The following is a 13685-nucleotide window of genomic DNA, read 5'->3' as shown; positions in this document are numbered from 1 at the left end:
ATGAAAGGAGCCACACGTGGAAGAGATGCTGAGGGAGTACCTCCCTGTTCTCGTTCTTCTGGGTATCGCCATCGGTCTCGGACTGGTCCTGATCCTCGCCGCGGTCGTTCTGGCCGTGCGGCACCCCGACCCGGAAAAGGTCAGTGCCTACGAATGCGGCTTCAACGCCTTCGACGACGCGCGGATGAAGTTCGATGTCCGATTTTACCTTGTCTCGATCCTGTTCATCATCTTCGATCTTGAGATTGCGATGCTGTTTCCCTGGGCGGTTGCCTTCGCGGATCTCAGCATGACGGCGTTCTGGTCGATGATGGTCTTCCTGGCGGTACTGACGGCCGGGTTTGCCTATGAATGGCGGAAAGGGGCGATGGAATGGCAGTAGAGGACAAGACCGCGCACACCGCCGATGACGAGATGGTCACCGAGGTGCAGAGCGAAGGGTACCAGTCTCCGCGGATCAAGACCGGACCGTCGAGCCAGGTGCCGCTGGAGGCATATGCCGACGATTACCAGCGCGACACCGCCACGCAGGCGCTGAACCGCGAATTGCAGGACAAGGGATTCCTCGTCACCTCGACCGAGGACATCATCAACTGGGCCCGCACCGGTAGCCTGCACTGGATGACTTTCGGTCTGGCCTGCTGTGCCGTCGAGATGATGCACACCTCGATGCCACGCTATGACCTGGAACGGTTCGGCACGGCGCCGCGCGCCAGCCCGCGCCAGTCGGACCTGATGATCGTGGCCGGTACGCTGACCAACAAGATGGCGCCGGCGCTGCGCAAGGTCTATGACCAGATGCCCGAGCCGCGCTACGTGATCAGCATGGGCTCCTGCGCCAATGGCGGGGGATACTATCACTACAGCTATTCGGTGGTGCGCGGCTGTGACCGGATCGTGCCGGTGGATGTCTACGTGCCCGGTTGCCCGCCCACGGCGGAGGCGCTGGTCTATGGCATCATGCAGCTGCAACGCAAGATCCGGCGCACCGGGACGATCGTGCGCTGAGGCGCCTTTGGGGGATGCAAGATGACTGACGCGCTGACCGAACTTGGAACCCATATCGAAAGCCGCCGGCCCGATTGCGTGGCCGGCTGGTCGGTGGATCATGGCGAGCTGAACGTGACCGTGGCCTTGACCAGCATCAAGGGACTGGTGGAATTCCTGAAGACCGATCCGAACTGCCGCTTTTCGACGTTGGTGGACATCACGGCGGTGGATTACCCGGACCGGCCCAAGCGGTTCGACGTGGTCTACCATTTCCTGAGCATGTACCAGAACCAGCGCATCCGCCTGCGCGTTGCGGTGCGCGAAGAGGACATGGTGCCGTCGATCACCGATATCCACCCGTCGGCCAACTGGTTCGAACGCGAGGTGTTCGACATGTACGGCGTGCTGTTCAGCGGCCACCCGGACCTGCGGCGCATCCTGACCGACTATGGGTTCCGCGGCTTCCCGCTGCGCAAGGATTTTCCGACCACGGGCTATACGGAAGTGCGCTATGACGAAGTGCAGAAACGCGTGGTCTACGAGCCGGTGAACCTGACGCAGGAATACCGGCAGTTCGATTTCATGAGTCCGTGGGAGGGTGCCGACTATATCCTTCCGGGCGACGAGAAAACCGACGAGAAGGCCAAGTGAGCCGGGGCGGAATATGGGGCAGCCGACATGGTCTGGGTGATACTGTTCATGGCGGCGTTCGTGGTCCCGTTCTGGAAGCTGCTGCCGGGCTACGGCATCGCCAGCCCATGGGCGCTGGTGGCGATCTTTCCGCTGGGCGCACTGGCGCTTTTGTACCTGATGGCGTTCGGCCCGCGCGCGGACGATAGAGGAAAAGGAGACCAAGGATGATGGACGGCTCCAACACGATGACGAAGGGCTTTGCCGACGCCGAGACCGGCGAGCAGAAGATCCGTAACTTCAACATCAACTTCGGCCCGCAGCACCCGGCGGCGCACGGCGTGTTGCGCCTTGTGCTGGAGCTGGACGGCGAGATCGTGGAACGCTGCGATCCCCACATTGGCTTGCTGCACCGTGGCACCGAGAAGCTGATGGAGAGCCGGACATACCTGCAGAACCTGCCCTATTTCGACCGGCTGGACTACGTGGCGCCGATGAACCAGGAGCACGCCTGGTGCCTGGCGATCGAGAAGCTGACCGGCGTCGAGGTGCCGCGCCGCGCGAGCCTGATCCGGGTGCTGTTTTCCGAGATCGGGCGAATCCTGAGCCACCTTCTGAACGTCACGACGCAGGCGATGGACGTGGGCGCGCTGACCCCGCCGCTGTGGGGCTTCGAGGAACGCGAGAAGCTGATGATCTTCTACGAGCGGGCCTGTGGCGCGCGGCTGCACGCGGCCTATTTCCGGCCCGGTGGCGTGCACCAGGACCTTCCGCCGGAGTTGCTGGACGATATCGAGACCTGGGCGCGGGACGAATTTCCGAAGTTCATGGACGATATCGACGGGCTGCTGACGGAGAACCGCATCTTCAAGCAGCGTAACGCCGATATCGGCGTCGTCAGCCAGCAGGAGGCGCTGGACTGGGGCTTTTCCGGCGTGATGGTCCGCGGCAGCGGGATGGCGTGGGACCTGCGCCGGTCGCAGCCCTATGAATGCTACGACGAGTTCGATTTCCAGATCCCCGTCGGCAAGAACGGCGACTGCTATGACCGCTATCTGATCCGGATGGAGGAGATGCGCCAGTCGGCGTCGATCATGCTGCAGGCGATCGAGAAGCTCCGCGCGCCCGAGGGGCAGGGCGATATCCTGTCCCGCGGCAAGGTCACGCCGCCCAAGCGGGGCGAGATGAAGACCTCGATGGAGGCCCTTATCCATCACTTCAAGCTGTATACCGAAGGCTTCCACGTGCCGGAGGGCGAGGTTTACGCCGCCGTCGAGGCGCCCAAGGGGGAATTCGGCGTCTACCTGGTGTCGGACGGCACCAACAAGCCCTATCGCGCCAAGCTGCGCGCGCCGGGCTACCTGCATTTGCAGGCGATGGACCATGTTGCGAGCGGGCACCAGCTGGCCGACGTGGCGGCGATCATCGGGACGATGGACGTGGTCTTTGGGGAGATCGACCGCTAGGCGGGACAACGGATATTGACCCTGTAGAAGAACAAGGCCGAAACAGGGGCGGCGAAGGTTCGGAGAGACGACAAGATGAAGACAAAATTCGGTTTGATGGGCGCCATTGCGGCGATGGGGATCGTCGCAGGCTGCACCGCGCCGCCCGAGGGGACGGGCGAGCAGGACGTGGCCAAGTTCCAGGTGGCGGTGGCCAGCATCGGCTGCACCCTGAAGACCGAGGGGGATTACCTGCCGGTGGAATTGCAGACCGGCCTGACCCGCGAGCAATCGACCCAGATGGCCGCCTACATGGTCACCACCGAACGCGCCGTGCGCCTTGAGGGCGGCGGCATCCGAATGACGACAGGAGCGTGCGCAGCCTGATGCTGAGACGTCTACACAGAGAACAACCCGAGAGCTTTGCCTTCACGCCAGACAACCAGGCGTGGGCCGAGGCGCAGATCTCGAAATATCCCGAAGGGCGCCAGGCGAGCGCCATCATTCCGCTTTTGTGGCGGGCGCAGGAGCAGGAAGGCTGGCTGACACGCCCGGCGATCGAGCATATCGCCGAGATGCTGGAGATGGCGCATATCCGGGCACTGGAAGTGGCCAGCTTTTATTTCATGTTCCAGCTGTCTCCGGTCGGCAGCGTGGCGCATTTCCAGATTTGCGGCACCACGTCCTGCATGATCTGCGGGGCCGAGGACCTGATCGGGGTGTGTCGTGAAAAGATCGCGGACAAGCCGCATACGGTCAGCGACGACGGCAAGTTCAGCTGGGAAGAGGTGGAGTGCCTTGGGGCCTGTGCCAATGCGCCGATGGCGCAGATCGGCAAGGATTACTACGAGGATCTGACCGCCGAGCGGTTTGCCGAGATGATCGACGAGTTCGCCGCCGGCAAGGTGCCGGTGCCGGGGCCGCAGAACGGGCGCTATGCGTCCGAGCCGCTGGCCGGTCTGACGACGCTGAAAGAGTTCGACTCGGGTCACACGAAATATAATGGCTCGGTCCAGCGTGCGGTGGATCTGGACGACACGATCAAGCGGATCGACGGCAGCGAGGTGCCGCTGGTGGCGCCGTGGCGCGAGCATGGTGCGAACCATCAGCCCGCGCCGCCGAAAGTGAAACTGAACGAGTCGCCCGCCAACCCGGGGCTGAAGGCGCCGAAACCCGACCGCTCTGAAGGCCGGCCCGCCGACGATACCGGTACGACCAAGGCCGAGGCGCCCGCCAAGAGCAAGGCCAACCCGGTGTCCAAGGACGAACCGGCTGGCGACGACAAGAGCAAGAGGGCCAAGGCCAAGGCGCCCGCAGCGGAATCCGAAGACGCGGGCACCAAGCCCGAGACGATGGACGCGCCGCGCGACGGCGGGGCGGATGACCTGAAGATGATCAAGGGCGTGGGGCCGAAGCTGGAGCAACTTCTGCACTCCATGGGCTTTTACCATTTCGATCAGATCGCTGCATGGGGGCCGCAGGAAGTGGCCTGGGTGGATCAGAACCTGGAAGGGTTCAAGGGCCGCGTGAGCCGGGACGACTGGGTCGCCCAGGCGAAAACTCTGGCCGATGGCGGAACGACGGATTTTTCGAAGAAAGTCAAAAAGGGGGACGTCTACTAGACGATCTTCACGCCAAAGGGAGTTGAGCCATGTTCGATGATATACTGAAGTCACAGTGCAAGCTGGTATGCTTGGGCGTCGGTTTTGCAGCGGGGATCATCGCGATCTACGCTGCGATCGGCAAAGTCGGGATCTTCGCGGCGCTTCTGCTGGGGCTTGCGATGGGCGTGTTCATGGCGTTGGTTCTGTTGCAGATCTTCTGCACCGGCGAGAACGCGGACCTGGGGCAGTTGGAGGAAATGCCCGAGGGAACTGCGACAGCGGCTTCATCTGGCGGCAAGCCCTCCGGCCCGCCGAAGGCGAATGCACCGAAGGACCGGGGCACGCCCGCGCCGAATGCGCCCGTGCCCAACCCGCCGAAACCGAATCCGCCGGTGGGCACCGAGCCCGAGCCGATCCTGCCGAACAAGGCCGATCCTTTGAACGCGCGCACGGGCACGAGCGCCGCGGCGGCGGGAACCGACAAGGTCGCGATGCGGGCCGAGACGCATTCCGGCGGGAACGATGCCGCCACGGCGCAGGATCCGACCTTTACCTCGGCCTCGACGGATGCAGAGGCGGGGGCCAAAGTAGATCCCGCGCCGAAGGCGCCTAAGCCTGAGAAAAAGGCCAAGACCAAGAAGGCGGCGGCCAAGCCGAAGGCGAAGACGAAGACCGCGGACGCCGCCAAAGAGGATGTGGGCACCAAGCCCTCGACGCTGTCCGGCCCGCGCGGTGGAAGCGCCGACAACCTGAAGGAAATCAAGGGCGTCGGTCCGAAGCTGGAAGGCGTGCTGCACGACATGGGGTTCTACCATTTCGACCAGATTGCCAACTGGACCTCTGACGAGGTGGCATGGGTCGACGCGAACCTTATCGGCTTCAAGGGCCGGGTGAGCCGCGACAACTGGATCGATCAGGCGAAAACCCTGGCGGCGGGCGGCGATACCGAGTTCTCGAAGCGCGTGGACAAGGGTGATGTTTACTGAATGAGCGAGGCGAATGAGCGACCGAAACTCAGTGTCGAAAAAGGGCCGACGCGCCGGGCTGGTGATTGCCGGCACGGGCGTGTTCTGGGTGCTGGTCACCCTGATCGGCGAGAAGGAGGGGTTCAGCACCGAGCTGCGCCTCGCCTTCGACCTTGTGGCACTGGCGGGATTCCTGTTTGCCTTCTGGCTCATCTATCAAATCTGGCGCGACAGCCGGGGAAACTAGGGGTTATCTGATGCTGGACGATCAGGATCGTATCTTTACCAATCTCTACGGGATGCACGACCGCAGCCTGAAGGGCGCGCAGGCGCGTGGCCATTGGGACGGGACCAAGACCATCCTCGAGAACGGGCGCGAGTGGATCGTCGAACAGATGAAGGCCAGCGGGCTGCGCGGCCGGGGCGGCGCGGGCTTCCCGACCGGGCTCAAGTGGTCCTTCATGCCCAAGGAAAGCGACGGGCGGCCCGCCTACCTGGTGGTCAATGCCGACGAGTCCGAGCCGGGCACCTGCAAGGACCGAGAGATCATGCGCCACGATCCGCATACGCTGATCGAGGGGTGCCTGATCGCCAGCTACGCGATGCAGGCCCACGCCTGTTACATCTATATCCGCGGTGAATATATCCGCGAGAAGGAAGCGTTGCAGGCGGCGATCGACGAGGCCTACGAGGCCGGGCTGATCGGCAAGAACGCCTGCAAGTCGGGTTATGATTTTGACCTGTACCTTGCGCATGGCGCGGGGGCGTATATCTGCGGCGAGGAAACCGCGCTGCTGGAAAGCCTCGAAGGCAAGAAGGGCATGCCCCGGATGAAGCCGCCGTTTCCGGCCGGGGCGGGGCTTTATGGCTGTCCCACGACGGTGAACAACGTGGAGAGCATCGCGGTGGTGCCGACGATCCTGCGGCGCGGGGCGGACTGGTTCGCCGGCTTCGGGCGGCCCAACAACGCGGGCACCAAGATTTTCGCCGTGTCGGGCCATGTGAACAACCCCTGCGTGGTCGAGGACGCGATGTCGATCAGCTTTGAAGAGTTGATCGACAAGCATTGCGGCGGCATTCGCGGCGGGTGGGACAACCTGAAAGCGGTCATTCCCGGTGGTTCGTCCGTTCCATGCGTGCGCGGCGAGAACATGAAGGACGCGATCATGGATTTCGACGCGCTGCGCGAGGTCGGATCGAGCCTGGGGACCGCGGCGGTGATCGTGATGGACAAGAACACGGACATCATCAAGGCGATCTGGCGGCTGTCGAAATTCTACAAGCACGAAAGCTGTGGGCAATGCACGCCCTGCCGCGAGGGCACGGGCTGGATGATGCGGGTGATGGACCGGCTGGTGCGCGGCGAGGCGGAGGTCGAGGAGATCGACATGCTGTTCGACGTCACCAAGCAGGTCGAGGGTCATACGATCTGTGCCCTGGGCGATGCGGCGGCCTGGCCGATCCAGGGCCTGATCCGCAACTTCCGCGACGAGATCGAGGACCGGATCAAGGCGCAGCGCACCGGCAAGGTGTCTGCGGTGGCGGCGGAGTAAGGAACCGATGTCCGGCACACCTCATCTTGCGCAACTGAATGTCGGACGGCTTGTCGCGCCCACGGATGACCCGCGCGTGGCGGAGTTCATGGGCGCGCTGGACCGTGTGAACGGCATGGGCAAGCGGATGCCGGGGTTCGTGTGGATGATGGAAGGCTCGGGCGAGCCTGGCACGGGCAACACCGAGACCAGCATCGGGGGGGATCCGCAGTTCGTGGCCAACCTGACCGTGTGGGAAGATGCGGCGAGCCTGGAGAATTTCGTTTGGAACACCGTGCATCGGCAGTTCTATGAACGCCGCGCGGAATGGTTCGAGGTGATGGGCGAGATGCATTTCGTCATGTGGTGGGTGCCGCAGGGGCACCGGCCGACATTGGACGAGGGGTTGGAACGGCTGGAGCGCCGGAAGGCGGAAGGCGACAGTGACCATGCCTTTGGCTGGTCTCACCTGGAAGAGGCCCGGTTGTGGCAGACCCGCGGCTGCGCCCCTGTGGCGGCGGAATGACAAGAATGGAAGGCCAGAGAGCGTGACCAGGATGACGACATTGAAAAACGGGGCGCGGGCCCTTGTGCTGGTGCTGATGGCCGGCGCGATGGTTGCGGGGTGTAACCGGACCACCGAACGGGTCACGTTCAACGGGGTGTTCTACAAGCAGAAGTCCAAGGCGGCCTCGCGTGACAACCGCGAGCGGTTCGTCGTGACCGTGCCGCGCGTCAACCGCGGCTATGACGGCGCGCTGGCGGCGGGGGCCTACGAGGGCAAACGGTACTGCGTGCAGAATTTCGGCACCTCGGAGGTGGAGTGGTACATCAGCCCGCTGGCGCCGCGCGGCACGGTACAACCCAATGGCAACAAGCTGACCTTCACGGGGAAATGTGTGCTGTGGTAATTTCCTCTTTCATATCAAAGGCATGGGGCGGCTGTTATTGCATAACAGCGCCGCTGGGGACCATCTGCGCAGCAGATGGCGCGGCGGATGGTCCGGGCGCCCTTGTGAGAGGAAGACAGATATGAAACGTGTATCGAGCAAGATCGTGGGTCTGGCCCTTGGCGCGGCCCTGACGGCGGCAGCACTGCCCGCACAGGCGGGACTGAAGGACGAGGCCGGGATCAACCAGGGGCTGCTCTATCTTGCGGCAGCCGACAAGATCCGCCGCGAGTGCGGCAGCATCGGCGGGCGGCTGTTCCGGGCGCAATCCTATGCCAGCGCGCTGAAGAAAGCGGCGGCGGAGCGCGGTTATAGCGAGGCCGAGATCGATGCGTATATCAACAACGACGCCAACAAGGCGGCCATGCGCGAGCGGCGCAACGCGTATTTCAAATCGAAAGGGGCCAGCAACCTTGACCCCGCCAGCCTGTGTGTTCTGGGCCAAGCCGAAATGGCGAATGGCAGCCAGATCGGGCAGCTACTGAGAGCAAAGTGAGAATTCATGTCTGACCTTCGCAAAATCATCATCGACGATCAGGAAGTGGAAGTGGACGGGGCGATGACCCTGATCCAGGCCTGCGAGCAGGTGGGGATCGAGATCCCGCGGTTCTGCTACCACGAGCGGTTGTCGATCGCGGGCAACTGCCGGATGTGTCTTGTGGAGGTTGTCGGCGGGCCGCCGAAACCGGCGGCCAGCTGCGCCATGCAGGTGCGCGACCTGCGGCCCGGCCCCGAAGGCCAGCCGCCGGTCGTGCGCACCAACAGCCCGATGGTCAAGAAGGCCCGGGAAGGCGTGATGGAGTTCCTGCTGATCAACCACCCGCTGGACTGCCCGATCTGCGACCAGGGCGGCGAGTGCGATTTGCAGGACCAGGCAATGGCTTATGGCGTGGACTTCAGCCGTTATCGCGAGCCGAAGCGGGCCACCGAGGACCTGAACCTGGGCCCGCTGGTGGAAACCCACATGACGCGCTGCATTTCCTGCACCCGCTGCGTGCGCTTCACCACCGAGGTGGCCGGTATCAACCAGATGGGCCAGACCGGCCGGGGCGAGGATGCCGAGATCACCGCCTACCTGGGCGAGACGCTGGACAGCAACATGCAAGGCAACATCATCGACCTGTGCCCGGTCGGGGCGTTGGTCAGCAAGCCTTATGCGTTCACTGCCCGTCCGTGGGAGCTGACCAAGACGGAAACCATCGACGTGATGGATGCGCTGGGGTCCAACATCCGGGTGGACACCAAGGGGCGCGAAGTGATGCGCATCCTGCCGCGCAACCATGACGGCGTGAACGAGGAATGGATCTCGGACAAGACGCGGTTCGTGTGGGACGGGCTGCGCCGTCAGCGGCTGGACAAGCCCTTTATCCGCGAGAACGGCAAGCTGCGTCCGGCCACCTGGCCCGAGGCGTTGGGCAAGGCCGCTGCGGCCATGAAAGGCAAGACCGTGGCCGGCCTCGTGGGCGACCTGGTGCCGATGGAGGCGGCGTTCGCGCTGCGCCAGCTGGTCGAAGGCCAGGGCGGGCGCGTGGAATGCCGCACCGACGGCGCGCACCTGGTGCCGGGCAACCGCTCGGCCTATGTGGGCACGGCGCGCATCGAGGAGATCGACACGGCGAGGAAGATCGTCCTGATCGGAACCGATCCGGGCGTTGAGGCGCCTGTGCTGAACGCGCGCATCCGCAAGGCGTGGCTGCGTGGGGCCGAGGTGGTGCATGCCGGGCAACCTGCGGAGCTGACCTTTGACGCGACCGAGCTGGGAGCGCGCAACCGGGTGCTGCCGCAACTTCTGTCCGAGGCCAAGGAGACCGAGGACGCGATCGTGATCATCGGGCAGGGCGCGTTGATCGGTGATGGCGGGCCTGCGGCGCTGAGCATGGCGATGCAACTGACCGAGAAAATGGGTGCCAAGATGCTGGTCCTGCACACCGCCGCCTCCCGCGTGGGCGCGATGGATGCGGGCTGTGTGACCGACGGCGGGATTACCGCCGCGCTGGACGGCGCTGACGTGATCTATAACCTGGGCGCAGACGAGATCGAGATCGCGGAGGGGCCGCTGGTCATCTACCAGGGCAGCCATGGCGACAGGGGCGCGCATCGCGCCGACATCATCCTGCCCGCCGCGGCCTATCCCGAGGAACAGGGCGTCTTCGTGAACACCGAAGGCCGTCCGCAGCTGGCGCTGCGCGCCGGGCACCCGCCGGGCGAGGCCAAGGAGAACTGGGCGATCCTGCGGGCGCTGTCGGGCGAGATGGGCGCGGTGCTGCCCTTTGACAGCCTGGCACAATTGCGCCGCGTGTTGATCGAGGAGGTGCCGCATGTCGCACAGATCGACGCGGTGCCCGAGAACGAATGGACCATGGTGGACAAGGTCGAGCCGTCGTCGGGCTCCATCGGGGCCGCCTTGGGCGATCACTATCTGACAAACCCGATTGCCCGGGCCAGCGCGCTGATGGCGGAACTGAGCGCAAACGCCAAGGACCGCCGCGAAGAGCCGGTGGCCGCGGAATGACGCAAGCTGCGCTTGGCATATGGGCGCTGTCGGTCATGGCTTTCGCGGGCCTGGCCGCCTGTGCGGCGCCGGGCACTGACCCCGACGCGGAGTTCGACCCCGAGTATCGGGGCATCGAGACGCGCCTTCTGGACGGGGACCTGGTGAATTTCCGTGTGGAAATGGCCGGGGCGCGGACAGCCGAGGACGTCAGCCAATACGCCGAATGCGCGGCGGCGGAGTACACGCTGATCCGGGGATACGGATTTGCGCGCCACGTGCGCACGAATGTGGACGAACGGGGTGGCATCTGGACCGCAGATGCGGTTTACACCATCTCGCCGACGCTGCCCGGTGGCATCATAAGGATCGACGCGGAAGTCGTGGCCGCCAGTTGCGCAGAGAACGGGATACCGACGGTATGAGGGACGAATGGCTGAATTTCTGACAACCCCGCTTGGGACCTTTGTCCTGATCATGGCGCAGTGCCTTGCGGTGGTGGGCTTCGTGATGGTGTCGCTGCTGTTTCTGGTCTATGGCGACCGCAAGATCTGGGCCGCGGTGCAGATGCGGCGGGGGCCGAACGTGGTGGGGGTCTATGGCCTGTTGCAGACGGTGGCCGACGCGCTGAAATACGTGCTCAAGGAAGTCGTCGTGCCAGCGGGCGCGGACCGTACCGTGTTCATGATGGCGCCGATGGCGAGCTTCGTGCTGGCGGTGCTGGCCTGGGCGGTGATTCCGCTCAATGACGGCTGGGTCCTGTCGGACATCAACGTCGCGGTCCTCTTTGTCTTTGCCGTCTCGTCGCTCGAGGTTTACGGCGTGATCATGGGCGGCTGGGCCTCGAACTCGAAATACCCGTTCCTGGGCTCGTTGCGGTCTGCGGCACAGATGATTTCCTACGAGGTCAGCATCGGCCTGATCATCATCGGGGTGATCATCTCGACCGGCTCTTTGAGCTTCGGGTCCATCGTGGCGGCGCAGGACACGAATTTCGGCTTCTTCGGCTGGTACTGGCTGCCGCACCTGCCGATGGTGTTCCTGTTCTTCATCTCGTGCCTGGCGGAAACCAACCGCCCGCCGTTCGACCTGCCGGAGGCGGAATCGGAACTGGTGGCGGGCTACCAGGTGGAATATTCCAGCACACCCTTCCTGCTGTTCATGGCCGGGGAATACATCGCGATCTTCCTGATGTGCGCGCTGACGAGCCTGCTGTTCTTCGGCGGGTGGCTTTCGCCCATTCCGGGGCTGCCGGACGGGGTGTTCTGGATGGTCGCGAAGATGGCGTTCTTCTTCTTTCTCTTCGCCATGGTGAAGGCGATCACGCCGCGTTATCGCTATGACCAGCTGATGCGGATCGGCTGGAAAGTGTTCCTGCCGCTGTCGCTCGCCTGGGTCGTGATCGTGTCCTTCCTGGCGAAATTCGAAGTCTTCGGGTCGTTCTGGGCCCGCTACGCAATGGGAGGCTGACGACAATGACGCAGATCGATTACGGACGCGCCGCAGGATACTTCCTGCTGAAGGATGTGTTCAACGGTTTCAAGCTGGGGTTCAAATACTTCTTCGCCCCCAAGGCGACGCTGAACTATCCGCATGAAAAAGGCCCGCTGAGCCCGCGGTTCCGGGGTGAGCACGCGCTGCGGCGTTATCCCAATGGCGAAGAGCGGTGCATTGCCTGCAAGCTGTGCGAGGCGATCTGCCCCGCGCAGGCGATCACCATCGACGCCGAGCCGCGCGACGACGGTAGCCGCCGCACGACGCGCTATGACATCGACATGACCAAGTGCATCTATTGCGGCTTCTGCCAGGAAGCCTGCCCGGTGGATGCCATCGTCGAGGGGCCGAATTTCGAGTTCGCCACCGAGACCCGCGAAGAGCTGTTCTATGACAAGCAGAAACTGCTGGAGAACGGCGAGCGGTGGGAAGCCGAGATCGCCCGCAACCTGGAAATGGACGCGCCTTACAGATGAGCAATCCGACGAACCCGTTCGAGGCCATGATGGCCCAGGCGCAGGAGATGGTGAAGACCATGAATCCGGCGCTTGAGTCGTTCTCGCCCAAGGGGTTCGAGGCGATGTGGCCCACCATGCCGAAGGAATTCATGGAGATGATGTTCGGCCGTGGCATCAGCAAGGACGGGCTGGACGCCAAGACGCGTCTGCTGATCACGCTTGCGGGGTTGACCATGCTGGGCGCGCAGAGCGATACGCAGATCAGGATGACCGTGCGCCACGCGCTGGAAGCGGGCGCCACGAAAGACGAGATTGCCGAGACCATCGCGATGATGGCGATGTTTGCCGGTATCCCGTCCATGAACCGGGCGATGGATTTCGCGCGCGAGGTCATGGACGAGGCCAAGGACGAGGACCAGGACACATGACCATTGCCGCGTTTTCCTTCTATCTCTTTGCGGTCTCGCTGTTGGCGGGGGGGCTGTTCACGGTGGTCAGCCGGAACCCGGTGCACTCGGTCCTGTGGCTGATCCTGGCGTTCCTGTCCGCGGCTGGCCTTTTCGTGCTTTTGGGCGCGGAGTTCGTGGCGATGCTCTTGATCATTGTCTATGTGGGCGCGGTCGCCGTGCTGTTCCTGTTCGTGGTGATGATGCTGGACGTGGATTTCGCCGAGCTGAAGGCGGAGATGGCGAAATACATGCCGCTGGCGCTGCTGATCGGGATCATATTGCTGATGCAATTCGGCGTCGCCTTCGGCAACTGGCAGATGGCCACGGATGCCGAGGGCGCGCGCGCGGCCGTCACGCCGACCGACCTGGAGAATACCAAGGCGCTGGGGATGCTGCTGTATGACCAGTATTTCCTGCTGTTCCAGCTGGCGGGTCTGATCCTGCTGGTGGCGATGATGGGCGCGATCGTGCTGACGCTGCGCCACCGCTCGGACGTCAAGCGGCAGGACGTGCTGGCGCAGATGTACCGCGATCCGGCCAAGGCGATGGAACTGAAGGACGTGAAACCGGGGCAGGGGTTGTAATCCTGCTGTTCGCGCCCCGGACCTGATCCGGGGCCTCCCGGACCGTCGGGCCCGGGCAAGAGACAATGAGGTCCCGGGTCAGGCCCGGGACGG

The 13685-nt window shown here is 63.8% G+C and carries 19 protein-coding genes; all 19 read left to right on the top strand.

The genetic code is table 11. The features are described from left to right. Positions 1 to 16: 16 nt before the first annotated feature. The 19 genes from C2I35_RS03080 to C2I35_RS02980 all read left to right on the top strand — a co-directional run bounded on the left by C2I35_RS03080 (position 17) and on the right by C2I35_RS02980 (position 13592). Positions 17 to 382, top strand: coding sequence for an NADH-quinone oxidoreductase subunit A (locus tag C2I35_RS03080; RefSeq protein WP_057789898.1), 366 nt, complete (start codon positions 17 to 19; stop codon positions 380 to 382). Further along, entirely contained in the window at positions 373 to 1008 is a 636-nt protein-coding gene (locus C2I35_RS03075) for a NuoB/complex I 20 kDa subunit family protein (protein WP_245890373.1), read from the top strand. Before C2I35_RS03080 ends, C2I35_RS03075 begins: the two co-directional genes overlap by 10 nt. 21 nt (positions 1009 to 1029) lie before the next feature. Continuing rightward, positions 1030 to 1641, top strand: coding sequence for an NADH-quinone oxidoreductase subunit C (locus tag C2I35_RS03070; RefSeq protein ID WP_103761526.1), 612 nt, complete (start codon positions 1030 to 1032; stop codon positions 1639 to 1641). A 27-nt stretch (positions 1642 to 1668) separates the two neighbouring features. After that, a complete protein-coding gene (locus tag C2I35_RS03065; protein ID WP_103761525.1) occupies positions 1669 to 1851 on the top strand; it encodes a hypothetical protein in 183 nt (60 codons plus the stop codon). Then, positions 1848 to 3086, top strand: coding sequence for an NADH-quinone oxidoreductase subunit D (locus C2I35_RS03060; protein ID WP_211286104.1), 1239 nt, complete (start codon positions 1848 to 1850; stop codon positions 3084 to 3086). The genes C2I35_RS03065 and C2I35_RS03060 overlap by 4 nt, the downstream gene beginning before the upstream one ends. 75 nt (positions 3087 to 3161) lie before the next feature. Next, entirely contained in the window at positions 3162 to 3452 is a 291-nt protein-coding gene (locus tag C2I35_RS03055) for a hypothetical protein (protein ID WP_245890372.1), read from the top strand. Further along, a complete protein-coding gene (locus C2I35_RS03050) occupies positions 3452 to 4687 on the top strand; it encodes an NADH-quinone oxidoreductase subunit E (RefSeq protein ID WP_103761884.1) in 1236 nt (411 codons plus the stop codon). Before C2I35_RS03055 ends, C2I35_RS03050 begins: the two co-directional genes overlap by 1 nt. Before the next feature lie 29 nt (positions 4688 to 4716). Continuing rightward, entirely contained in the window at positions 4717 to 5655 is a 939-nt protein-coding gene (locus C2I35_RS22285) for a helix-hairpin-helix domain-containing protein (RefSeq protein WP_211286103.1), read from the top strand. 13 nt (positions 5656 to 5668) lie between these two features. Beyond that, positions 5669 to 5881 carry a DUF5337 domain-containing protein gene (locus C2I35_RS03030; protein WP_103761522.1) on the top strand — a complete coding sequence of 71 codons (213 nt, stop codon included), beginning with the start codon at positions 5669 to 5671 and terminating at the stop codon, positions 5879 to 5881. 10 nt (positions 5882 to 5891) lie between these two features. Further along, the gene (nuoF, locus tag C2I35_RS03025) at positions 5892 to 7187 is read left to right on the top strand and encodes an NADH-quinone oxidoreductase subunit NuoF (protein WP_103761521.1); all 1296 of its coding nucleotides are present in this window, start codon (positions 5892 to 5894) and stop codon (positions 7185 to 7187) included. Positions 7188 to 7194: 7 nt separating this feature from the next. Beyond that, on the top strand, positions 7195 to 7692 hold the full coding sequence (locus C2I35_RS03020; RefSeq protein ID WP_103761520.1) for a DUF3291 domain-containing protein: 498 nt from the start codon (positions 7195 to 7197) through the stop codon (positions 7690 to 7692). Between the two features lie 31 nt (positions 7693 to 7723). Further along, positions 7724 to 8077, top strand: coding sequence for a hypothetical protein (locus tag C2I35_RS03015; protein WP_103761519.1), 354 nt, complete (start codon positions 7724 to 7726; stop codon positions 8075 to 8077). 121 nt (positions 8078 to 8198) lie between these two features. Further along, positions 8199 to 8612 carry a DUF5333 domain-containing protein gene (locus C2I35_RS03010; protein ID WP_103761518.1) on the top strand — a complete coding sequence of 138 codons (414 nt, stop codon included), beginning with the start codon at positions 8199 to 8201 and terminating at the stop codon, positions 8610 to 8612. Between the two features lie 6 nt (positions 8613 to 8618). Further along, positions 8619 to 10628, top strand: coding sequence for an NADH-quinone oxidoreductase subunit NuoG (gene nuoG / locus C2I35_RS03005; protein ID WP_103761517.1), 2010 nt, complete (start codon positions 8619 to 8621; stop codon positions 10626 to 10628). A gap of 35 nt (positions 10629 to 10663) precedes the next feature. After that, positions 10664 to 11032, top strand: a complete 369-nt coding sequence (locus tag C2I35_RS03000) for a YNQ4 family lipoprotein (protein ID WP_245890398.1) — start codon at positions 10664 to 10666, stop codon at positions 11030 to 11032. 7 nt (positions 11033 to 11039) lie between these two features. Next, positions 11040 to 12077 carry an NADH-quinone oxidoreductase subunit NuoH gene (gene nuoH / locus C2I35_RS02995; protein WP_103761515.1) on the top strand — a complete coding sequence of 346 codons (1038 nt, stop codon included), beginning with the start codon at positions 11040 to 11042 and terminating at the stop codon, positions 12075 to 12077. A gap of 5 nt (positions 12078 to 12082) precedes the next feature. Then, positions 12083 to 12577, top strand: coding sequence for an NADH-quinone oxidoreductase subunit NuoI (gene nuoI / locus C2I35_RS02990; protein WP_103761514.1), 495 nt, complete (start codon positions 12083 to 12085; stop codon positions 12575 to 12577). Further along, positions 12574 to 12987 carry a carboxymuconolactone decarboxylase family protein gene (locus C2I35_RS02985; protein ID WP_103761513.1) on the top strand — a complete coding sequence of 138 codons (414 nt, stop codon included), beginning with the start codon at positions 12574 to 12576 and terminating at the stop codon, positions 12985 to 12987. The genes nuoI and C2I35_RS02985 overlap by 4 nt, the downstream gene beginning before the upstream one ends. Next, positions 12984 to 13592: an NADH-quinone oxidoreductase subunit J gene (locus C2I35_RS02980; protein WP_103761512.1), complete on the top strand. Its 609-nt coding sequence runs from the start codon at positions 12984 to 12986 to the stop codon at positions 13590 to 13592. Before C2I35_RS02985 ends, C2I35_RS02980 begins: the two co-directional genes overlap by 4 nt. Positions 13593 to 13685 lie beyond the last annotated feature (93 nt).

Source organism: Roseovarius confluentis (assembly GCF_002917925.1).
GTDB classification, from domain to species: Bacteria; Pseudomonadota; Alphaproteobacteria; order Rhodobacterales; family Rhodobacteraceae; genus Roseovarius; species Roseovarius confluentis.
The sequence above is the reverse complement of the archived record's forward strand: the minus strand, read 5'-3'. Positions and strand labels throughout refer to the sequence as shown.